The sequence below is a fragment of the Alsobacter sp. R-9 genome, assembly GCF_054612375.1.
Window position 1 is genome coordinate 522,412 of the sequence record NZ_JBTSWJ010000003.1, and the last position, 20,654, is coordinate 543,065.

The following is a 20,654-nucleotide window of genomic DNA, read 5'->3' on the forward strand; positions in this document are numbered from 1 at the left end:
CGGTCATGGATCTTGGCCTTAGGGGCACGCGTGTGCTGGTCACGGCCGGTGCGGCTGGCATCGGTCGAGAGATCGCGCGCGCCTTCATTCGCGAAGGAGCGCGCGTGCACGTCTGCGATGTGGACGCCGATGCGCTCGCCTGCCTGGCTCACAGTGATCCGCCCGTCGGACGGTCGATCTGTGACGTCGCTGATAGGACTGCGGTCGGCGTGATGGTCGATGAGGCGGTGTGTGCGCTGGGTGGCCTCGACGTGCTGGTCAACAACGCGGGGATTGCAGGACCCACGGGCAAGGTCGAGGAGATCCCGCCCGACGCGTGGGACCGGACCCTGGCGGTGTGCCTGACCGGCCAGTTCAATTGCGTGCGCGCCGCCATGCCTCATCTGCGCGCAAGCCGCAACGCCTCGATCGTCAACCTGTCCTCCGTGGCGGGGCGGGTCGGCTTCGCGCTGCGCACGCCCTATGCGGCTGCAAAATGGGGCGTCGTCGGATTCACGAAGTCGCTTGCCATGGAACTGGGTTCCGACGGGATCCGCGTCAACGCGATCCTTCCCGGTCTTGTGGCGGGCGACCGCCAGCGCCGCGTCCTCGAGGCCAAGGCGCAGCAGCGCGGAATCCCGTTCGCGGAGATGGAGCGGATCGCGTTCTCCTATACCTCCATCAAGCAGTACGTGACACCGCAGCAGGTTGCCGACCAGATCCTGTTCATCGCCAGTGAACGGGGGCGGTCGATCTCAGGGCAGGCCATATCCGTGTGTGGCGACACGCAGATGCTCGGTTAGGCCCGTCCGGTCCTGCAACCGCCGGAGCCAGCCGGCGCCATGGGCACCGTACTCGGAGCGTCGACTGTCCGGTCTGGACAAGGGCGTCCTCCTGTTGACTTGCCTCGACATCAACTAAAGGCTCGTAGTTGGATTTTGCCGTTGAGCAGCCAAGAGCAGCGTTGTGCCCGAGCCTAGATCGACCTCTGTCATCGCCTTCATCGATCTCGCGGGCTTCAGCGCATCCACTGACGTTTATGGCGACGCACTTGCGCTTGCGATGTTGAGCGTCTTCGAGGGCATCGTTCATGATGCACTGGGCGACGATGCGCCCCTCAAGTGGATCGGCGACGAAGTGATGCTCGCCTTCGATGATTGCGAATCTGCGTTGACCTGCTTGGGCACTCTCTTGAGCCGCTGCCGCAACGAACCTCGCATTCCCCTGACAAGAACCGGTGCCCACACCGGACCCGTGATCCGCCGGGGTGGCGATGTCTTCGGAGCCACGGTGAACATTGCGGCGAGGCTCACGGAACTGGCCGGTCCCGGCGAATTCCTGACCACGAAGCCGCTGGCGGATGCCGCAAGGGCGGCTGGCGTCACAGTCGAGGATCGCGGCGATCATCGGCTCCGCTCGTTGTCGAATCCAATCGGACTGTTCGCTCTAGGATTGGCGCCTGCCGTTGATCCCAGATGGATCGATCCCGTCTGCAAGATGCACGCTCCGTTGGCCGTCTACAAGAAAGCGGACGAGGGCAAGTGGTTCTGCTCGAACCGATGTGCCGAGGCGTATGCTCGCAACCCCGGCATCTACGAGGCTAAGCGCCGCTAGGATTGCTTATCGGCCAGATGGAGGTCGCGCGCACAAATGTGGCGAGCCTCGTCGCTGCCATGGGCCAGTTCACGCGTGCCCCTGCCCTAGAGAATTCTCCAACCCCTTCAAAACCCGCGGGGCCAGCGCGACATCGGCAAGCGTGAACCGATCCAGAAAGGCATGGAACGCATCGAGTGCTCCGTGGAGGGTACGTTCCAAGCCGCATTTTCCAACGATGGGGCACGGCTCCTCGCAACCAAAGCAGGCGGCCAGTGTCTGGTCCTGTTCGAGAAACCGGACCAGCGTCCCGAGGCGCACGGAGCTGGGATCAACACCCAATTCGAGCCCGCCGCCCCGGCCACGCGTGCTCTTCAGGTAGCCGGCCCGCGCGAGCCTTTGGACGATCTTCAAGCCGCTTGGCCCCTAGCTGCTGAAGCGTCCCAGCTGGACCCATCGCTCATGCCCCCGATCCACGCGGTCAGACCTGCACCCTTCCGGCTGCTCGGTCAGCATGTACCGGCATCAGCGAGCAGCGTCAGCATCTTCGCCGATCAGTATGCCTGCGCGCTCACCAATCATGATGGCCGCCGCATTTGTATTGCCGGAAATCAGGCGCGGCATGATCGAACAGTCGGCGACGCGAAGTCCGGTCAAACCATGGACGCGCAAGCGGGCATCCACGACATCTCCGCGGTCGGGATCGGGTCCCATGCGACAAGTGCCGATCGGATGGTAGATTGAACTGGCAGCTGCCCGAATGAAGCCGAGGATGTCGTCGTCTGTCTCGACCTCAAGCCCGGGTCTGTACTCCTCGGCAGTGACGGATGCGAGCGCCGGTGCGCGAGCGATGCGCCGTGCCAATCGAAAGCCTTCGATCATCGTGCGCCGATCGCGGTCAGTCGAAAGATAGTTCGCGCGGATTTCAGGATGTGAGGATGGGTCAGGTGACGTGATGAAGATACTTCCTTCGCTCTCTGGACGAAGCTGGCACGCTGAAATGGTCGCCCCCGGAAATGGGTGAAGGCCGCCGTCGTAGGTGTCCAGGCTGAGGGGCTGAAAATGGAACTGAACGTCAGGACGGTCGGCTGCCAGAGGCGTGCGCGCGAACCCTCCCGCCAGTGACGCGCCGAAGCTGAGAACGCCACTACGGCGGAAAAGATAATCGACTCCGATCCAAAACTTGCGCCACGGTCCCCGGGTGAGATTGTTGAGACTGATAGGGCGATTAAGCTTGAGCGTCAGCCGAGACTGAAGATGATCCTGAAGATGGCGACCCACGCCCCTGACCGGATGCAGGGGCGTCACACCAGCGGCCAGCAGTTTTTCAGGGTCGCCGATGCCGGAGAGTTGCAGAAGCTGCGTCGAGCCGATGGTGCCCGCTGCGAGCACGATCTCGCGGCGACTGCGAAACGTGATCGTGTCGTCGCCACGCCTGCACCGAAGCCCCGTCACCCGATGGCCGTCGATCTCCAGGCGCTCCGCTGCAATCCCGGTCATTATCCGGACGTTGTGACGGTGCAGCACCTGGCTCAGGAACGCCCTCGCGCTTGAGGACCTGCGTCTGCCTCGCGTCGTCAGTTGGTAACGACCGACCCCCTCCTGCTTGGCTCCGTTGAAATCGCGATTGAGGGGAAGTCCGGCCTGCTGCCCCGCTTCGATGAAGCGATCGACGAGTTCCAGCTCAACCGGTGGATCCTCGACGCCTAGCGGCCCATCTGCGCCATGAAACTCGCTCTCTCCGCGAGCCTGGGCCTCAACGGAGCGGAAGGCGGGAAGGACATCCGCCCAGCTCCAGCCAGGATTGCCGCGCTGGGCCCAGTCGTTGAAGTCGTCAGCCTGCCCGCGAATGTAGATGAGGCCATTGATGGCACTAGAACCACCCAGCACGCGCCCCCGAGGCCAAGCGATGCTGCGATCATTCAGTTCAGGTTCCGGCTCGGTCTTGTACCGCCAATCATACTTGGGGTTGTTGATGGTCTTGAAGAAGCCCGACGGGATGTGCAGCCAAGGATTGCGATCCGCGGGACCTGCTTCCAGCAAGAGGACACTGGCGTCCGCGATTTCGCTCAGCCGTGCAGCGACGACGCATCCTGCCGATCCACCGCCTACGACGATGTAGTCAAACGTTTCGCTCTGCATCGCATCCTGCCGCCGACTTTGCGGCCCTTGACGAGTCATCCCTTTACGGCCCCGGCGGTGAGACCGGCGACGAGATAGCGGCGGGCAAACACAACCAGCAGCACAACAGGAAGAAGCTGGAGCGTGACCCCCGCGAACAGCACGCCCCACTCGGTCCCATCCACGGCGCCCATCAGCTCGCTCAGGATGAGCGGTGCCGTCTTGGCATGGCTCGTCGTGAAGATCATCGCGAAGAGATACTCGTTCCATGCATAGACGAAGATGAAGATCGAGCCCGCGATCATTCCTTGCAGGGTCAATCTCACCATGATGCGCGTGAGCAACTGCCACTCCGAGGCGCCATCGACGTAGGCCGCCTCATCCAGCTCGTAGGGCACCTGATCGAAAAAATTCTTCATGATCATCGTGTTGAGCGAGACCCAGAAGGTTGCGTACAGGAGAATGAGCAGCAGGTGCGTGTCGCTGAGACCCAGTCGGTCGGCGAGCGGAAACAGCGGCAGAGTGACGACGATGGGCGGAAGGACCCTGACGGCGATTATGTAGACGGCCGTCCACGAGGTAAGGCGGCCCCGGTAGCGGGAATAGGCATATCCGCCGAGGAAGCTGACGGCTCCTCCCAGCAGGGTCGCGCCGGACGCGACCACGAGGCTATTTCCCATGGCCCGGAAGAACCCGTCCCACTGGGCAAACAGGGTCGCGTAGTTCGCGAGCGTGGGGACGAAGAGGAACCTTGGTGGGTAGACGAAGATGTCCACCTGCTGCTTGAACGACGACGCCACGATGAACAGGATCGGGAAGGCCGACCAGACGATGGCGACGGCCAGGAAGATCGTTCGCCCAAATCGCTCGAGGGGTGAGAAGGCGTTGTCCATCATGCACCCTTCATGCTGCGCTGGACGGCGGCCAGGAAGCCCGAGGCGATGATCAGCGAACCCAGGACCATCAACCAGCCGGTGGCTGCGGCGACGCCGAAGTCGCCGTACCGGAATCCGTGCTGGTAGAGGTACACGGCCAGCAGTTCGGACATCCGGGCCGGGCCTCCCTTCGTCAGGAGCCACACTTCCGTGAACATCCGGAACGCGAAGATGAGACGGAAAATCAGGGTGATCAGCAGCGTCGGGACGAGGAGCGGGAGGGTAACGCGCCAGAAGCTTTGCCACCGCGTCGCACCATCGATCCGTGCGGCCTCGTAGAGCGAGGAATCGAGGGACAGGACGCCCGCGTAGATCATCAGGAAGGTGAAGGGCAGGTGCGTCCAGATGTTGATGACGCCCACTAGCGTCAGGCCGGTCGTCGGTGACACGCTCCAGTTGAGGCGCCCGAGGCCCATGTCCTCCAGCGTCCGGGCGATGATGCCGACGTTGGGATCCATCATCATCTTCCAGACAAGGACCGCGACCACCTCGGAGATCGCATAAGGCATGAGGATGATCGCGAACAGCACGCCCTTCATTGGCAGGGGCGTGGCGAAGAGCGTCGCAAGGCCGAGGCCGATCAGCAACTCGACGGCCACGACGCCCGTGATCACGGCAAGGGTGTTGAGGCCTGCCCGCCAGAAGTATGGATCGCTCAGGACGCTGCGATAGTTTTCCAGCCCGACCCAGGTGAGACCCGTCCCGTAGCTCGACTGGTTGAGGCTCAACCACAGGACGTAGAGGGACGGCAGGGTGAGGATCAGCAGAAGCAAGATATGCAGCGGCGAAAGATAGAGCCACGTGGATGGTCTTGGCCGGTTCTGCATCGCGTCTGCTTCTCTGCCGTTGCTACGGGCCCCGACGCGAGCATGCGTCAATTCCCTTTCAGGGTCAGCAGGCCACACAAGCCCGGCCGTCGGCACGGCCAGGCTTGTCTCCGAAACTCGTCTGTTGCGCCGACGTCCCTGGAGCCCAGCTGACGGTTTGCATATTGCATCATGGATCCAATAATGCAATGACCATGGGGACCGGATGACGGAGACGGGACATGAAGGTCGCTGAGTTTGATGTCGTTGTTCTGGGGGGCGGCAGCGCAGGAATCTCGGCCGCTGTCGCGGCCGCGCGCAGCGGAGCACGCACGGCCCTGATCGAGGCCGGCCCGATGCTGGGCGGCGAGTTGCTGACGGGAATGACCGTCGACGGGGCCATCAACGGGCGCGGTGAAGACACCGTCGGAGGTGTCCTGAACGACTTGATGGCCCTCTGTCGCGACATGGGCGGCTTCGTCGCGAAGTTGAACGACTGGAGGCTGATCCAGTACATCGCCTACGATCCCGAAATCATCAAGATTGCCATCCCCCAACTCGTTTTCGGGGCCGGAGTGACCGTCTACCTCCAGACGTTCGCTGAAGACATCGTTCAATCAGCGGGGCACGTCACCGGGGTCGTCGTCCGCAACAAGGGGGGGCGGCAGATGCTGCTGGCCAAGGCCTTCGTCGATGCCTCCGGCGACGGCGATCTCTGCGCCATGGCGGGTGCCGAGATGCTGAGCGTGGAGCGGGACCAGAAGCCTCAGCCCATGTCGATGATGTTTCGGATGTCCGGCGTCGAGACCAGCGCCCTGCTCTCGTATGTTCGCGCGCATCCGGAGTGCGTGGCCGTGGGCGAGAGCGATGCGATCCGGGGCGGGCGAACCGACCGGGAGATCACGGAGGAGATCTACCGGCAGGGGCAGCCGTGCGTCTTCTTTAAGGGCAACGGTCCGTTGCTGGCCGACGCCATCGCCCGGGGCCGGATGTTCCCGACGGCGCTTGTCATGATCCAGCCCACCTCGGATGTCCGCCGGGAGGTCTGCATCAACGCCACCCGGATCTCCCTCGACGAGCCGACGCGCCCTGACAACATGGCGAAGGCGCTCCAGGTCCTCACGGGACAGGTGTTCCAGTGCGCCCAGTTCCTGCGCTCGTCCGTTCCGGGCTTCTCGGACGCCAGCATCTCGGGCATGTCGCCACGGATCGGGATCCGGGAGACGAGGCGGGTGCTGGGCGATTACGTCCTCACGGAGGAGGATGTTCTCGAGGCGCGGAAGCGACCCGACGGCGTCGCAAAGGGTTGCCATCACGTCGATATCCATCAGGACGGCACCGGGCAGATCCGGATCCCCGTCGCCGATGGCGGGTCCTACGACATTCCGCTGGGCAGCCTCCTGCCGAAGGGCATCGCGAACGTCGTGGTGGCTGGCCGGTGTCTTTCGGCAACCCGCGAGGCTCAGGGATCGGCGCGTGTGATGGGGAGCTGCATGGCCATGGGTCAGGCGGCGGGAAGTCTGACCGCGATGGTTGCGACCCAGAGCAATCAGGCCAACCTGCGTGACATCCCGGTCTCGCGCTTGCGCCAGGCACTGCGTGCGCAGGGCGCCGTTCTCGACGGCACGCATTGACCAGCAACACGCCTCAGTCTTCGCAGTCCTGATCCTCGCCGAGCAACGCCCGGATGTGATCCTGTGTCCCTCGATTGTGGGCCTTCAACTGGTCGAGGAGTGTCTCGAGTTCTCCATCACGCAGGGACTGCATCATCGCCGCATGCTCCTCCCGCGACTGGCTCTTGCGCTTCCTGGAGTTTAAGGCCGTGCGCTGGTACCGCTCGGACAAGTCGAAGAGCATCGTGATCGTGCGCAGGAGATGCCGGTTGCCACAGTCGGCATAGAAGGCGAGATGGAAGGCCCGGTTCTCGAACATGTACCGCTCGATATCGGCCTCCGCGTTCCGGGCGTTCAGGCGCTGGTGGATCGCTTCGATCTCGGTCAGGCGCTGCGCTCTCAAGGTTGGCCAGCTTGCGCGCAGGGCCATTTCCTCCAGCGTCTCGCGAAGCGAATAGAGCTCGTTGAGGTCGCTGATGGAATGGCCCGTCACGACCGCGCTGCGATGGGGGCTCAGCAGGACGAAGCCGCGTTCGGCCAAGCGCTCGATGGCTTGCCGGATCGGGTGACGGCTCACTTCCAGCTGTTCGGCGAGGCGGACCTGGTCCAGCCGCTCCCCGGCGGCGAGTTCACCGGCGAGGATCATGCGCTGGATCTCGGACGTGGCGTAGTCGGCTGTACTCTTGAAGCGAACTGCGCGTGCCACCAAAGCCTCCGGTCGAGCTCCCGCATATTGGATCCATGAAATTAGGAGCGTGAACATGGCTTGTCCAGAAGCGCCCCAAACGGTTGACGCATTGCACCTTTCCTGATTGGATCCAAAACGCTGGATCCAATCTGGCGCGCTCCATAACGGGGGGAACGATGGGTTTCATCAGACGCAGCGCTTTCGGTGTCGCTTCGGCGGCCTACCTGTGCGCAACGATCGCAGCCGGTGCTCAGACCACGATCACGGTGCTTTCGCACAAGGTCCACGAGAACGTCGCTCGCGGCCTCACGGCCGGAACGACGGGTGGCGACGTGGCGGGCGAATGGGCGGCCGCCAACGGCGTCAAGTTCAACTGGGTGACCGGAAACATCGACCCGATCCACGATCGGCTCGGACGCGAGCTGTCCCTTGGCGAGAGCTCTGTCGATGTCGCTTTCGTCATCAACAAGTTCCACACGCCGAGGATCGCGGCTCTGCTCGAACCGCTCGACGGGCGGATGGCCGCGGCACCCATCGAAATACTTCCGTCGATCCCCGCGCCTCTCAAGAAGGCGCTCATGCACGACGGGAAGCTGACGGCCATTCCATTCCGCCACGCCACCACGGGGCTTCACTGGAACAAGGCGCTGTTTGCCGAGCGCGGCGTGACGAAGGCTCCCGCGACGCTGGACGAGTTGCTCGAGACCGCTCGCAAGATGAGCTACACGCGGGCCGACGGCACCCGTGTCTCTGGGCTGGTGATGAACTCGGGGGACGAGCACGTGGCGGTCCTGACGCTTCTGTCGGCCTTCGGCGCACGGCTCTTCGACGACAACGGAAAGGTCGTCGCCAACAGTCCCGAGATGATCAAGGGGCTGACGACGATGGCAGCGCTTTACAAGGAGGGCGTCCTGCCCAAGAACTACGCCACCATGACGATCGATGACGTGATCACGGCGGTTCAGACGGGACAGGCGGCAATGGCGATCGACCCGTTCGCCCGCTATGCCGTGTACAACAACCCGGCCAGCTCCAAGTTTCCGGGGCAGATCGACGTGGTCGTCGTGCCGTCTGCGGTCAATCCGGAAGGGACCGCGATCACCGAAATCTGGTCGATGGCGATACCCCGCAACGCGAAGAACAAGGAACAAGCATACGCCCTGATCCGCGCCCTGGCCACCAAGGACGCCACGGTCCGGATAGCGCTGAACGGCAACGGACCGGTTGATCCGACGGCCTATTCCGACCTCCGCCTGCAGCAGAAGCTGCCCTACACGAAGGCTGAGGCCAAGGCTCTCGAGATTGCGCAGGTCATCCCTTCGTCCTTCCGTCGCTCGGTCGAAGCCGCGGCGATCTTCCGCGAGGAATCGCAGGCTGCTGTACTCGGAATGAAGTCACCTAAGGACGCCGCAGCCGCGATGCAGACGCGTATTGAAAAGCTAATTGACTGATGACGTGGCCTGGGCCGCGAAAACATGGGACCGCGGCCCGGCCATCCTGCGAACGAGTCGCAGAATGGCCCGGTGATAGCTCGCGACGGAAGTCGCCACATCCTCCTTCCGGCGCGCCCCCCGGGGATCAGGGCGCGGGGTCCGCTGCCTGACGCTCTTCTTCTTCTTCTTCGGCAACAGCAAGCACCTGGAAGTAACAAGACCGGGGGGCTCCTCAGCGATGAGCATAAAGGCGCAAGACGGAAATGGTTCTCGAGCACGACTGGCGGCTGCGGTGATCATCCCGCAGTCCGGTCTTCGGGCTGATCACCCCTGCCGCGCCGCGAGCTACAACACACGTACGCTTCACTGAAGGCGTATCGCCTGCACGCGGCCCGGACGGCAGCGCAAGCGACTGCCGCTTTGGCAGTTCTAGACCGCCTCGAACGCCTGGGCGAGGTCGGAGATCACGGTCTCGGGATGCGGCCTGCGGTTGGCAATCCAGTCCTTCCCGCGAGCGTGCCCAGGCTTCTGTCTCTTTGCTCAATGTGCTGCCTGCCGTGCTCGGCATACCGCGGGCGTTGTTGCTCCTCCAACCTACGCTGCTCCTTGTTCTTCCCCGCCTTCGCAGGAAGCCGCCTCGCGGCACGTGCCGGGCTGCGTCTGGCGCACGGCCTCTCTCCTTCTGGGCGGGCGGCGCAGTTGGCGATAGGGATCCTGCTGGGTGTCGCCATCGCTGTGACTGATCACGGACTGCGAGGTCTGTGGCAGACCGCACCGAGTCTTCCGCCCAGCATCATTGAGGCGTGGACCGCCGGCAGCCTGCTCGTGGGGTTGCTCTATGGCGGCGTGGTGGAAGAAGTGATGTTCCGCTGGTGCGTGATGTGCCTGCTGATGGTCGTGCTGGTACGATGCGTCGCCGGCCGAACCGAGCATCCGCCCCGCTGGATCTTGCCTCGACGACGATGCTTCGGATCCACCGATGGGGTGGGTCCGTCTCCATACGCGGATGCCAGATCAGCGAGACGGTGATCTCTGGCACGGGAAACGGAAGCTCGAAACGGTGCATGCCGGCTTGGAGGTCTTCGGTGTGTCGGGCTGGCACCGTTGCCACGAGATCTGTTCTCCGAGCCAGTCCGATAGCTTCCGCAAACCCTCCGACGACTGCCACCGCGTCGCGGCTCAGGCCACGCTCTTCGATGGCGCGATCGACAGGCCCCGTCTCGCGTCCCCGCCGCCACACGACGACGTGCCTTGCCGCCGTATACTGGGCGAGATCGGGCAACCGGCCGGCAAACGGATGACCGTCACGCACCACGCCGACGAAGCGGTCGCGGAACAAGGCGTGCGTGCGCAACTCTGGCCCGTTCGTGTCTCGGACGATGCCGGTTTCGAGATCCACTGATCCGTCCCGAAGCTGAACATTGTCGCGTTCGTCCTTCGGCAGGAAGCGCAGACGCACGGACGGGGCGTCGTCCGCGAGGCGATGGAGGAGGGCCGGCCCAAAAGTTTCGACAAAGCCCTCGCTCGACCTGATCGTAAAGGTTCGCGCCAGTGTACCGAGATCGAGAGCCACGGAGGGACGCAAGACCGCCTCCGCTTCATCAACCAGCCGGCGTACCTGGTCCCGCAGCGCCAGCGCTCGTGGAGTCGGCACGAGGTCCCGGCCGGCGCGCACAAGCAGCTGGTCGCCCATGGTGCGGCGCAGCCGCGCCAGCGCCCGGCTCATGGCGGAGGAACTCAGCCTGAGCCGGCGTGCCGCACGGACGACGCTCCCTTCCTCAAGCAGGACGTTGAGCGTCGTGAGCTGGCTGAGATCGGGTCGAGTCATCGGGGGCCTTCCTCGGACGAAGATGTGGCGTTTGATGCATTGATAAAATGCGATCGTTGCGTCTACCGCCATGTGGAGCCGCAGACGATGTTGGCCTCCATCGTGCCCCATCGGAGGTCCATCAATGTCTTCCCGCTTTGTTCCCGTGCTCTTCGGCCTGGTTCTGTCCGGGCTGATGTCTTTTCTCGTGTCCGGCATTTCCTCGATCCGGGTGACCGGCGTCGGCGACGCCTTCGCAGCATCGTGGTTGACAGCCTGGCTGCCGTCCTGGGCTGTGGCGTTCCCCGTGGTGCTCGTCGTTGCTCCCCTGACGCGGCGCATCGTAGCGACGCTGGTGCGGCCATGACGACCATTCGAACGCCCGCAGACGGCGCCAGCGGCCCAGTGTCCCTCACGACCATGGGAGGCGTTTCGCCGCGCGGCGGCCTGGCCGCCCTCGCCTCGGCAACGTTGCTCGCCTCGCTTGGGACGAGCAGCGCCAATGTCACGCTGCCTTTCGTTGCGGAAACGCTGTCCGCGTCCTTCGACGCCGTGCAGTGGGTGGTCCTGTCCTATCTCGTCGCCATGACCGCGCTCGCCGTGACTGTCGGGCGCATCGCCGACGTCATCGGGCAGCGACGCGTTCTGGTCGTCGGCCTTCTCGTCTTCTCAGGTGCATCCCTCGTGTGTGCGAGCGCCCCGGGACTTGGAGCCCTTGTCGCCGCAAGGGCTGTCCAGGGTGCAGGATCCGCAGCCATGATTGCTGTGTCTCTCGCGATGGTTCCCCGGATCGCAGCGCAGGATCGGATGGGAACAGCGATGGGGCTGATGGGAACGATGTCTGCCATCGGCACCGCCCTGGGCCCGGCCGCCGGCGGATTGTTGATCGGTCTGTTGGGATGGAGGGGCGTCTTCCTGGCCAATGTTCCGTTTGGTCTGACGGCTGCCTTAGCGGCCTGGGCGCTTCTCCCGGTGTCCCGGGCAGGAGCGGCGTCTTCCGCGTCTCGCTTCGATTGGCGCGGATCGCTGCTCCTGACCGCCGCGCTGACCGCGTATGCCTTGGCGATGACCAGCGGTCGTGGCGCTTCGATGTGGGTGACCGTCGGACTGACAGCGGCCGCGGTTGTTGCCACTCTTGGCCTCGTTCGCGTCGAGAGGATCGCGCCGTCGCCCGTCGTTCCCATGGCCACGCTCAGCAAAGGACTTTTCCGAGCCGGCTATATCGCCTCCGCCGTAGTATCGAGCGTGATGATGGCCACCCTCGTGATCGGTCCGTTCTACCTGTCTGCCGTGCTGGACCTGGACCCTGCTGGTACCGGTCTCGCCATGGCTTGCGGTCCGGTCGCCTCAGCGCTGGCAGGCGTGCCGGCGGGCCGCATGGTGGACCGCTTCGGCGGTAGGCGGGCCGCGCTAGGAGGCCTGGTCACGATGCTTCTCGCCGCCATCCTGCTGATGGTCATACCCGATCAGTTCGGTGTCGCCGGCTATATCGTGCCCCTCATGGTCCTGACGACGGGGTATGCGCTGTTCCAGGCCGCCAACAACACAGTCATCATGAGTGCCGCCGGCCTGGAGGCACGCGGCTCGGTGTCAGGAATGTTGAGCCTGTCGCGAAACCTCGGCCTGATCACCGGAGCTGCGTTGCTTGGAGCAGTATTTTCCGCCTTCGCAGGTGGCCCGGGATCGGGGCAGATGCTGCCTGCATCTGCCATCACCGGTACTCATGCCGTCTTCGCGGCGTCATCGCTCGTGCTCGCGATGGCCCTTGTTGTCGTCCATTTCGCTGATCGGACGGACAGCATCGGTAGCGCGTGCGACGCGAAGCAACACCACTGAGCAATCTCGTTCCAAAGACGCTGATTTTCGTCGTTGGCTTCGACAGTGGCGCGGTGCCAAGCAGTGAGCGGCGGCGCATGCCGCTCCTTTGATTGCTTATCTGCATGAATGTTGATCGAAAGTTGACATTTGGCGGGACTAAGCCCCTTCGCCGGAGAGTCAACTCTCGGTGCATTCGCGTTTCCCTCAACCTCCGGGAGTTTCTATTGGGCAGCTGGTCCCTCCGTCGGAGGATGGTTCGGTAAAGGTGGCATCGCGTCCCCGCAACGTTCGAGAGTTAATGTTCAACTGGCCGATCCCTCCGCATGATGATCGGCCAGTAAAGGTGGTTGCGTGTCTGGTACTCCGGCCTGAACTTGCTCAACCCGCTCGCCGCGCGGTCGGCGTACTTGCCCACGATTGACCAGTCGCGCTCGCCTGGCGAAGGGCGGCCTCGGTGGCATCGGGCTCGCCGTCGGTGTTTAGCACCAGGACGACCTTGCACGTTGCTTGGAGGCAGCGCGTCGTCACGTCGAGCAGGGCGGATTGGTGGGGCCTAATCTGGCCGATCAGCAGGCAGACGATAGCCGTGCGACGGACACGACCAGCGGAACGGCCACGAGTCTTACGAAGGCAGTCGGTGGGCCGGCGACACCGAGAACATGCCAGCGAGGAGGGTCCGGCGAGTTCCCGACCACTCGATCTTCTGGCCACCGTTCCCCCGAACACGGGAAGCCACTCCGACTGAGGGACGGGACCCGCAAAGTCTTGATTGTCCGGTCCGGAACACCGCCGATGAAGTCTGGGCGGATGGCGGCTTAGCTCCCTGAACCCTCTCCCCGTTGATCGCGATCGAATACGATCAGCTTCGTGACAGTTCGCGTGCAAGAATGGGATTGTGTCTTGTCTGGGCCGTTTGACGCGCCTTTGTTTGGTTAGACAGAACCCGGACCGGACGGAATCCAGCATCAGATACGGCCAAGTCGCGTAGAAGGGCTATTGACTTTCCTCCCGCATGTGATCGCTATAGAGCATAACGTGATCGCCAACGCTCACGGTGAAGGGATGAACGCCCCATTGTCGGCGCCTCAGCGGCAGGTCCGCCTCCTGGAGGAGGTCCACGCCCACAGGTTCGTGGATGTCCAGGCTCTGACGGAGCTTTTCGGCGTTTCCGTCGCGACCGTACGGCGTGATCTCGCGGAACTCGAAGCACAGGGCCTGTTGCGGCGAACTCATGGGGGGGCGCTGTTCGTCGATCAGGTCACCCGCGACCAAGCCAACCGCGACCGCACTGTCGCCAACGTCGAGGCCAAGCGGCGCATCGCAAAGGCAGCAGCAGACCTGGTTCTCGATGGCGACACGGTGATCATCGACGCCGGAACAACGACGCTCGAGGTTGCCCGGATCCTCGGCCTGCGCAGTGGTCTGACGATCATCACCAATGGCCTCGATGTCGCCCGGGAGTTGGCCAACGCGCCGGGCGGCAACAGGTTGTTCGTGATCGGTGGCGAGTTCCACCCCGTCAACCATTCCTTCGCAGGGCCGCTCGCAGCAGAGGCCATGCGCAAGTTCAATGCCGACAAGGCCATTCTCAGCGTCGCCTCCGTGGATGTCGAAGGTGGGACGATTGGTGTTACCAGTCCGCAGTTTGCCTGCGTCCAGCAGGCGATGATCGAGGCAGCGAAGACGTCCATCGTCGTTGCGGACTCGTCGAAGTTCGGTCGCGCATCCCTTTCCGTCGTGAGCCGGTTGGGTGCGCTGGAATACATCGTGACGGACGAGCAAGCGCCCGCGGAAACGGACACCAAGGTCGTTGCCCATGGCTCCCTGCTTCTCCGTTCTTAGGTGAGCGAATGTCGGCGATCGAAGTCAGCGGTCTGACCAAAACCTGGGGTGCGGTGCACGCCGTTGATCGCATCGATTTCCGGGTCGAATCGGGCGAACTCCTCGCCTTGCTCGGTCCGTCCGGCTGCGGAAAGTCCACGACTTTGCGTCTGATCGCAGGGCTCGACACACCGACTGCGGGCCGGATCGTGATCGATGGCCGGGATGTCACGGCACTACCGCCTGCCAGGCGTCAGCTTTCGATGGTGTTCCAATCGTATGCGCTGTTTCCGCATCTGAACGTCGCCGACAACATCGTCTTCGGGCTCTCGGTGCGCGGCGTGCGCAAGGCCGAGCAGCGCGATCGCCTCGACAAGGTCGTTGAATTGCTCGGCCTCTCGCACCTGCTCGAGCGCAAGCCGTCGCAGTTGTCCGGCGGGCAGCAGCAGCGGGTGGCATTGGGGCGCGCGCTGATCGCTCAGACGCGCGTCTGCCTGATGGACGAGCCGCTCTCGAATCTCGATGCGAAGCTGCGTCAGGAGATGCGCACCGAGATCCGTGCCCTGCAGCGGCGGCTCGGCATCACGATGGTGTTCGTGACCCACGACCAGTCCGAAGCGATGAGCATGGCTGATCGGGTCATCCTGATGCGCAACGGACGGATCGAGCAGAACGGCGCGCCGGCCGATCTTTACGAGCGGCCCGCCTCGGTTTTTGTCGGCGAGTTCATCGGCACGCCGCCGATGAACATCGTGCAGTTGCCCGATGCATCGGGCACTGGCCACATCCGCAAGGTCGGCATTCGTCCGGAGCACATCACGTTCGCTGAGAGCGGTCTGCCGGTCGTGGTGGAAGGATCTGAGTACTTCGGCGCCGACACCGTGACGTCCTGCCGCCACGAGGGACAACACTTGCTGGTTCGGACGTCAGGCAGACCGCCAGCCGACGTCGGAGCGGTTGCTCACCTGACCTGGTCCAAGCACGCCGAAAGCCTGTTCGACGACACAACCGGCCAGAGGCTGCCCGAAGTGCAAGGAAGTCTCGTGGCGTAGTGCTCAACGGTACGTGTGCCGAACAAAAACACAGGAGGAAGCGATGAGAATATCTCGCAGGACAATGGGAAAAGGCGCCCTGGCCGCGCTTGGTACGCTGGCGATGCCGACGATCACGCGTGCGCAGGCAGCAAAGATCAGCTTCTACTATCCCGTCCAGGTCGGCGGGCCGTTGACCAAGGTCATCGACGGATACGTCGCGAATTTCAAGGCCGCGAATCCTGGCATCGATGTCGAGGCCGTCTATGCCGGCAACTACCTCGACACCACCACCAAGTCCATGACGGCGGCGAAGAGCGGCAGGCCCCCGTCGGTCGCGGTGTTGCTCGCGACCGACATCTACACCTTCCTCGACGAGGGCCTAATCGACCCACTCGATAACTTCATCAAGACCGATGAAGATCGCCGCTGGGTTGCCGGATTCATGCCGGCCTTCCTCAAGAGCGCGCAGGTTGACGGGAAGCTCTGGTCGGCGCCGTTCCAGCGCTCGACGGCTGTACTCTACTGGAACAAGAAGGCCTTCTCGGAATCCGGACTCGACCCCGAGAAGTATCCGACGACCTGGGACGAGATGGTTCGTTACGGAAAGGCCGTCGTGCGCAAGGACGCCTCGGGCCGTACGACGCGCTGGGGCGTCGGCATCCCGGGCAATGTCGGTTCGTCGCAGTGGCTGTTCGGGGCGCTGGCTGCGCAGAACGGCGCCACGCTGTTCAAGGAGGACGGCACGCAGGTAACGTTGACGGACCCGCGTGTGGTCGAGGCGCTTCAGTTCTGGGTCGACCTGAGCGCCAAGGAAGGCATACATCCGCCCGGGATTCAGGAGTGGGGCACGACGCCCAGTGACTTCCTCGAGAACCGGATCGCGATGATCTGGACGACGACGGGCAATCTCACCAACATCAAGCGGCAGGCCACCTTCGACTTTGGACTGGCGCCATATCCCGGCAAGGTCAGGCCGGCGTCTGTGCTGGGTGGCGGCAACTTCTACATTTTCGCCAAGGCCCCACAGGCCGAGAAAGAGGCGGCGTTCAAGTTCGTCAAGTTCATGACGTCCGACGAACTGCAGGCCGATTGGTGCGTCCAGACCGGATATGTAGCGCCGCGCGACGGAGCCTGGGAAACCGAGACGCTGAAGAAATACGTCCAGGAGACGCCTGCGGCCACCGTTGCGCGAAAGCAGATCCCGAACTCGGTGCCGGAGTTCTCGACCTACGAGAACGCCCGCACGACCAAGGTGCTCAACGATGCCATCGGCGCGGCGCTCACCGGCTCGAAGACGCCGCAAAAGGCGCTGGCGGACGCGCAGGTCGAGATCGACGCGATCCTCAAGCCCTATCGACGCTGAAGTGCCGGGATCTGTTCGATGAGCGTCTCGCGCAACGCGCTCTGGGGAAGCCTTCTACTGCTACCGGCAACGGTACTGCTGTGGGTCTTCACCTATCAGCCGATCCTGACGACGCTCATCAACAGCTTCTATTCAACGCCTCGTGGTCGGCGCCCATCGGTCTTCGTCGGCGCCGACCACTACGCCCGCTTGCTCGCCGATCCGGTGTTCTGGAAGGCGATGACCAACAACGTGATCTACGCCGCGGTCACGATCCCTCTGTCGATCGTGCTCGCCCTCGTGATGGCTTTGCTCGTACAGGGCAGCTTGCGCGGCACGACCGCGATGCGCATGGCGTTCTTCACGCCAACCGTCCTGCCGATGGTCGCCGTGGCCAATGTCTGGCTCTTCTTCTACGCACCTGACTACGGTTTGATCGATCAGGTCCTCTCCCTGTTCGGGCTTGGCGGAAACAACCTTCTGGGCAGTCGCGAGACGGCGCTGTGGGCCCTGATTGCCATCACGGTCTGGAAGGAAGCCGGCTTCTTCATGATCTTCTACTTGGCCGGCCTCCAGCAGATCTCGCCGACGCTGCTGGAGGCAGCGAACCTGGAAGGCGCAACCTACTGGCAGCGGCTTTGGCGGGTGGTGATTCCGCTGCTGATGCCCACGACGCTCTTCATCGCGATCAATGCGGTGATTGGTGCATTTCGTCTAGTCGATCATGTCGTCGCCATGACGAAGGGTGGGCCGGACAACTCGACGATGCTGCTCCTGTACTATCTGTATCAGGTCGGGTTCGGCTTCTGGGACACGAACTACGCAGCCGCCATCACCGTCGTGCTGCTCGCCCTGCTGGCGGTCATCGCATTGTTCCAGTTCGGCTATGCCGACAAGCGGGTTCACTACAGATGATCGTTGCCGCCTCAGACCGATCCGGCAGCGTCCTCGTCCACGTCGCGGGCTGGGTCCTGGCCCTGATCTGGGTCGCTCCGCTGCTCTATGCGATCTGGACGGCGTTCCATCCGCCGGCTTTCGCTGCCCGTTTCGACCTCTCGGCGCCGATCACGCTCGAGAATTTCGCGCGCGCCTGGCATGCAGCTCCGTTCGCACAGTATTTCCTCAACAGCTTCATGCTCGTGACGCTGATCCTTGCCTGCCAGTTGGTGATCTGCACGCTCGCTGCGTACGCCTTCGTCTGTTTTCCGTTCCGTGGGTCGGATCTGCTGTTTCCGCTGGTTCTGCTGCAACTCATGGTCATGCCGGAAGCGCTGCTGGTCGAGAACTACCGGACCCTCGGCAAACTAGGCCTGATTGACACGATCCTCGGCATGGGTCTGCCCTACATGGCGTCAGCCTTCGGCATTTTCCTGATACGGCAGACGTTCAAGGGAGTGCCGAAGGAGCTGGAGGAGGCCGCAAGGCTCGAAGGGGCCAATCCGATGCAGACACTCTGGCGCGTGTACATCCCCATCGCGCGGCCAACCCTGATCGCCTTCGGCTTGGTGACGGTCAGCTACCACTGGAACAACTTTCTGTGGCCGCTGGTCGTGTCCAACTCGGTGGGCACGCGCCCGATCACCGTCGGCCTTCAGGTGTTTGCGACCATCGAGCAGGGCGTCGACTGGAGCCTCGTGACGGCGGCGACGCTGCTGTCGGTTGCGCCACTCTTGCTCGCGTTCCTCATCTTCCAGCGTCAGTTCGTGCAGAGCTTCATGCGCGCGGGTATCCGGTAGCGGCGAGGCGGATCGATGCTTCTCGCCCACATCTCAGACTTTCATGTCTTCGCCGACCGCAAGGAGACGCCACTGGTCCGTGACGATGCGGCCGCCGCTGCGCGTCGGGTCGTTGCGGATGCGGCGTCGCTCGATCCGCCGCTCGATGCCGTCGTTCTCACCGGCGACCTCACTGACGGCGGTTCGGTTGACGACTACCGTTTGCTTCAGGACATCCTGGCCCCGCTGCGCTGCCCAATCGTCGTCGTCCCGGGCAATCATGACCGACGCGCGACGCTGAGAGCCGCTTTCGCCGACCGCGTGGCCTTCGCCGATGCGAACTTTCTCCATTACGAGGTGCGCATCGGCGGCGTTCGGATCCTGGCCCTTGACACGTTGGTCGAAGGGCGCGTCGAGGGTCGCCTGTGCCCAGCGAGGCTCGCATGGGTGGCGGAGCGTCTGGCCGAGCCGTATGGCGGTCCAACAGTGGTGGCGATGCATCATCCCCCCTTTGCGACCGGCATTCATGCCCTGGACGCCGCCACCCTCGTGGAGGGAGCCGAGGAACTCCGTGGCCTGATCAGCGAGGTCCGCGGGGATGTCTGCATCCTTGCCGGGCACGTCCACCGTCCGGTTCAGGTGCGCTGGGCAGGTCGCTTCGCTGCGGTGGCCGGAAGCCCCGCGTTCCAGATTGGCCTCGATCTCACGGGTCGGGTCGAGGAGCCAGGATTGGTCGAAGAGCCCTACGCCTACTTCTTGCACCGCATCGGTACGCGCGGCGACGTCGCGATCCACACGCGCTACCTGGACCTCGGATGTCGCTGAATCAGCCCACACTCGCTCCCGTCGACGGTGAAGCCGTCGCGTCCCTCGCCAAGTCGGCCGGCGCCCTGGCCATGCGCCATTTCGCCGAGGTCGCGACGTTGCCCGTGACGATGAAGGGCCATCTCGATCTCGTGACGGAGGCCGATCGATCAGTCGAGAAACACATCCTCGAGGGCCTTCGGCGATTGTTTCCGAACGACGGCGTCCTCGGCGAAGAGGGTGCGAGATTGGATGCCCATAGCGGCCGCCTTTGGGTTGTTGATCCAATCGATGGCACGGCCAATTTCGTACGAGGCAATGACCAGTGGGCTGTATCGATCGGTCTCTTCGCCGATGGTCGACCGCAGTTTGGCGTGATCTATGCTCCCGTCAGGGACCAGTTGTTCCGAGGTGGTCTCCAGGAGCGAGGGACGATGAACGGAACGGCCTTGCGGGCGCCGGTTCCATTCGACATGTCGCGGTCGCAGATTGGTCTCAGCCTGCATCCGGCCATCTCGGCCACGCGCCGTTTGTCGGTCATCCGCCATATCATCGACAGCATGAAACTTGATTTCAGGAGTTGCGGGTCGGCCGCCATCACGTTGATGGACCTCGCCCAGGGCTACCTTGACGGCTTCTACGCCGACGGCATCGCAACCTGGGACGTCATGGCTGCTCTGCCCATCGTGAACAGCCTTGGGTTGGTCGACACCCTCAGCTGGGCCGAGATCCCTCTCACCGAACCCATTCGCTTCGCCTGCGGCCCCGAGCAGTTTGTCGCCGCAATGGCGACTATCTGAGGGCGCCGCAGTGGTGCAGCAAATCTGAATCAAGCGAGTGTTTACGTCGGGTCCAGACGTCTAGCCGTCTGGACAAATGGCGCGACTCGAGCAGAGCAGAATTCAAAACTCGTCGACCTACGTTGATGTCGCGAGTTGGAAGACGAGGGATGCGGCCCGACAACTTATCGAAGCAACGCTGGTTGCGGGACCCCTCCACCCCCGACAGTCGTTATTGGGCAGGCTGGTCTCTCCGTCGAAGGATGGTTCGGTAAAGGCGGTTGCGCGTCCCCGCTTTGAACCTGTCAGCGGCGCTCCACCACCCTCCCATCGATTGTTCTTTTCCATTTCGAGTCCTTCCCTCCC

18 protein-coding genes and 1 pseudogene are annotated in these 20,654 nt (G+C 63.4%); 13 read left to right on the forward strand and 6 right to left on the reverse strand.

Annotated elements, in window-relative coordinates; translation table 11 throughout:
* Window positions 1-5 precede the first annotated feature (5 nt).
* Window positions 6-782, forward strand: coding sequence for an SDR family oxidoreductase (locus ACX9GQ_RS07910; RefSeq protein ID WP_459628961.1), 777 nt, complete (start codon window positions 6-8; stop codon window positions 780-782).
* Window positions 783-945: 163 nt separating this feature from the next.
* A complete protein-coding gene (locus ACX9GQ_RS07915) occupies window positions 946-1,593 on the forward strand; it encodes an adenylate/guanylate cyclase domain-containing protein (RefSeq protein WP_459628962.1) in 648 nt (215 codons plus the stop codon).
* A 69-nt stretch (window positions 1,594-1,662) separates the two neighbouring features.
* On the opposite strand, the gene ACX9GQ_RS07920 is transcribed toward ACX9GQ_RS07915, so the two are convergent.
* The 4 genes from ACX9GQ_RS07920 to ACX9GQ_RS07935 form a co-directional block, all read right to left on the reverse strand.
* Window positions 1,663-1,986, reverse strand: coding sequence for an Rrf2 family transcriptional regulator (locus tag ACX9GQ_RS07920; RefSeq protein WP_459628963.1), 324 nt, complete (start codon window positions 1,984-1,986; stop codon window positions 1,663-1,665).
* A 111-nt stretch (window positions 1,987-2,097) separates the two neighbouring features.
* On the reverse strand, window positions 2,098-3,714 hold the full coding sequence (locus ACX9GQ_RS07925) for a GMC family oxidoreductase (protein WP_459628964.1): 1,617 nt from the start codon (window positions 3,712-3,714) through the stop codon (window positions 2,098-2,100).
* A 35-nt stretch (window positions 3,715-3,749) separates the two neighbouring features.
* Complete coding sequence (locus ACX9GQ_RS07930; RefSeq protein ID WP_459628965.1) at window positions 3,750-4,589, reverse strand: carbohydrate ABC transporter permease; 840 nt, start codon at window positions 4,587-4,589, stop codon at window positions 3,750-3,752.
* Window positions 4,586-5,455, reverse strand: coding sequence for a carbohydrate ABC transporter permease (locus ACX9GQ_RS07935; RefSeq protein WP_459628966.1), 870 nt, complete (start codon window positions 5,453-5,455; stop codon window positions 4,586-4,588). Before ACX9GQ_RS07935 ends, ACX9GQ_RS07930 begins: the two co-directional genes overlap by 4 nt.
* Before the next feature lie 221 nt (window positions 5,456-5,676).
* Between ACX9GQ_RS07935 and ACX9GQ_RS07940 the strand changes: the two genes are divergently transcribed.
* A complete protein-coding gene (locus ACX9GQ_RS07940; protein WP_459628967.1) occupies window positions 5,677-7,068 on the forward strand; it encodes an FAD-dependent oxidoreductase in 1,392 nt (463 codons plus the stop codon).
* Window positions 7,069-7,081: 13 nt separating this feature from the next.
* Here the strand turns inward: ACX9GQ_RS07940 and ACX9GQ_RS07945 are convergent, their stop codons facing one another.
* Complete coding sequence (locus ACX9GQ_RS07945; RefSeq protein ID WP_459628968.1) at window positions 7,082-7,810, reverse strand: GntR family transcriptional regulator; 729 nt, start codon at window positions 7,808-7,810, stop codon at window positions 7,082-7,084.
* Window positions 7,811-7,836: 26 nt separating this feature from the next.
* Here ACX9GQ_RS07945 and ACX9GQ_RS07950 point away from each other — a divergent pair, with 26 nt between their 5' ends.
* Window positions 7,837-9,186: an extracellular solute-binding protein gene (locus ACX9GQ_RS07950; protein ID WP_459628969.1), complete on the forward strand. Its 1,350-nt coding sequence runs from the start codon at window positions 7,837-7,839 to the stop codon at window positions 9,184-9,186.
* A 931-nt stretch (window positions 9,187-10,117) separates the two neighbouring features.
* On the opposite strand, the pseudogene ACX9GQ_RS07955 reads toward ACX9GQ_RS07950, so the two are convergent.
* Window positions 10,118-10,996: pseudogene (locus tag ACX9GQ_RS07955) on the reverse strand (LysR family transcriptional regulator); the annotation flags it as partial.
* 124 nt (window positions 10,997-11,120) lie between these two features.
* On the opposite strand from ACX9GQ_RS07955, the gene ACX9GQ_RS07960 reads away from it, so the two are divergent.
* The 9 genes from ACX9GQ_RS07960 (at window position 11,121) to ACX9GQ_RS08000 (ending at window position 20,309) form a co-directional block, all read left to right on the forward strand.
* Entirely contained in the window at window positions 11,121-11,342 is a 222-nt protein-coding gene (locus ACX9GQ_RS07960; protein WP_459628970.1) for a DUF2798 domain-containing protein, read from the forward strand.
* Window positions 11,339-12,811: an MFS transporter gene (locus ACX9GQ_RS07965; RefSeq protein ID WP_459628971.1), complete on the forward strand. Its 1,473-nt coding sequence runs from the start codon at window positions 11,339-11,341 to the stop codon at window positions 12,809-12,811. The genes ACX9GQ_RS07960 and ACX9GQ_RS07965 overlap by 4 nt, the downstream gene beginning before the upstream one ends.
* 1,017 nt (window positions 12,812-13,828) lie before the next feature.
* A complete protein-coding gene (locus tag ACX9GQ_RS07970; protein ID WP_459628972.1) occupies window positions 13,829-14,635 on the forward strand; it encodes a DeoR/GlpR family DNA-binding transcription regulator in 807 nt (268 codons plus the stop codon).
* Between the two features lie 8 nt (window positions 14,636-14,643).
* Window positions 14,644-15,666 carry an ABC transporter ATP-binding protein gene (locus tag ACX9GQ_RS07975; RefSeq protein ID WP_459628973.1) on the forward strand — a complete coding sequence of 341 codons (1,023 nt, stop codon included), beginning with the start codon at window positions 14,644-14,646 and terminating at the stop codon, window positions 15,664-15,666.
* Window positions 15,667-15,769: 103 nt separating this feature from the next.
* Window positions 15,770-17,011: an ABC transporter substrate-binding protein gene (locus ACX9GQ_RS07980; RefSeq protein ID WP_459628974.1), complete on the forward strand. Its 1,242-nt coding sequence runs from the start codon at window positions 15,770-15,772 to the stop codon at window positions 17,009-17,011.
* Window positions 17,012-17,029: 18 nt separating this feature from the next.
* Window positions 17,030-17,905 (forward strand): carbohydrate ABC transporter permease, encoded by an 876-nt coding sequence (locus ACX9GQ_RS07985; protein ID WP_459628975.1) that lies wholly within the window; start codon window positions 17,030-17,032, stop codon window positions 17,903-17,905.
* Window positions 17,902-18,726: a carbohydrate ABC transporter permease gene (locus tag ACX9GQ_RS07990; RefSeq protein WP_459628976.1), complete on the forward strand. Its 825-nt coding sequence runs from the start codon at window positions 17,902-17,904 to the stop codon at window positions 18,724-18,726. The genes ACX9GQ_RS07985 and ACX9GQ_RS07990 overlap by 4 nt, the downstream gene beginning before the upstream one ends.
* A gap of 15 nt (window positions 18,727-18,741) precedes the next feature.
* Window positions 18,742-19,530: a metallophosphoesterase gene (locus tag ACX9GQ_RS07995; protein ID WP_459628977.1), complete on the forward strand. Its 789-nt coding sequence runs from the start codon at window positions 18,742-18,744 to the stop codon at window positions 19,528-19,530.
* Complete coding sequence (locus tag ACX9GQ_RS08000) at window positions 19,521-20,309, forward strand: inositol monophosphatase family protein (RefSeq protein ID WP_459628978.1); 789 nt, start codon at window positions 19,521-19,523, stop codon at window positions 20,307-20,309. Before ACX9GQ_RS07995 ends, ACX9GQ_RS08000 begins: the two co-directional genes overlap by 10 nt.
* Window positions 20,310-20,654: the final 345 nt, after the last annotated feature.

Coding starts and splice junctions, on each gene's coding strand:
- ACX9GQ_RS07910 (WP_459628961.1), top strand. CDS start 6: ATGGATCTTGGCCTTAGGGGCACGCGTGTGCTGGTCACGGCCGGTGCG.
- ACX9GQ_RS07925 (WP_459628964.1), bottom strand. CDS start 3,714: ATGCAGAGCGAAACGTTTGACTACATCGTCGTAGGCGGTGGATCGGCA.
- ACX9GQ_RS07930 (WP_459628965.1), bottom strand. CDS start 4,589: ATGATGGACAACGCCTTCTCACCCCTCGAGCGATTTGGGCGAACGATC.
- ACX9GQ_RS07935 (WP_459628966.1), bottom strand. CDS start 5,455: ATGCAGAACCGGCCAAGACCATCCACGTGGCTCTATCTTTCGCCGCTG.
- ACX9GQ_RS07940 (WP_459628967.1), top strand. CDS start 5,677: ATGAAGGTCGCTGAGTTTGATGTCGTTGTTCTGGGGGGCGGCAGCGCA.
- ACX9GQ_RS07945 (WP_459628968.1), bottom strand. CDS start 7,810: ATGTTCACGCTCCTAATTTCATGGATCCAATATGCGGGAGCTCGACCG.
- ACX9GQ_RS07960 (WP_459628970.1), top strand. CDS start 11,121: ATGTCTTCCCGCTTTGTTCCCGTGCTCTTCGGCCTGGTTCTGTCCGGG.
- ACX9GQ_RS07965 (WP_459628971.1), top strand. CDS start 11,339: ATGACGACCATTCGAACGCCCGCAGACGGCGCCAGCGGCCCAGTGTCC.
- ACX9GQ_RS07975 (WP_459628973.1), top strand. CDS start 14,644: ATGTCGGCGATCGAAGTCAGCGGTCTGACCAAAACCTGGGGTGCGGTG.
- ACX9GQ_RS07980 (WP_459628974.1), top strand. CDS start 15,770: ATGCCGACGATCACGCGTGCGCAGGCAGCAAAGATCAGCTTCTACTAT.
- ACX9GQ_RS07985 (WP_459628975.1), top strand. CDS start 17,030: ATGAGCGTCTCGCGCAACGCGCTCTGGGGAAGCCTTCTACTGCTACCG.
- ACX9GQ_RS07990 (WP_459628976.1), top strand. CDS start 17,902: ATGATCGTTGCCGCCTCAGACCGATCCGGCAGCGTCCTCGTCCACGTC.
- ACX9GQ_RS07995 (WP_459628977.1), top strand. CDS start 18,742: ATGCTTCTCGCCCACATCTCAGACTTTCATGTCTTCGCCGACCGCAAG.
- ACX9GQ_RS08000 (WP_459628978.1), top strand. CDS start 19,521: ATGTCGCTGAATCAGCCCACACTCGCTCCCGTCGACGGTGAAGCCGTC.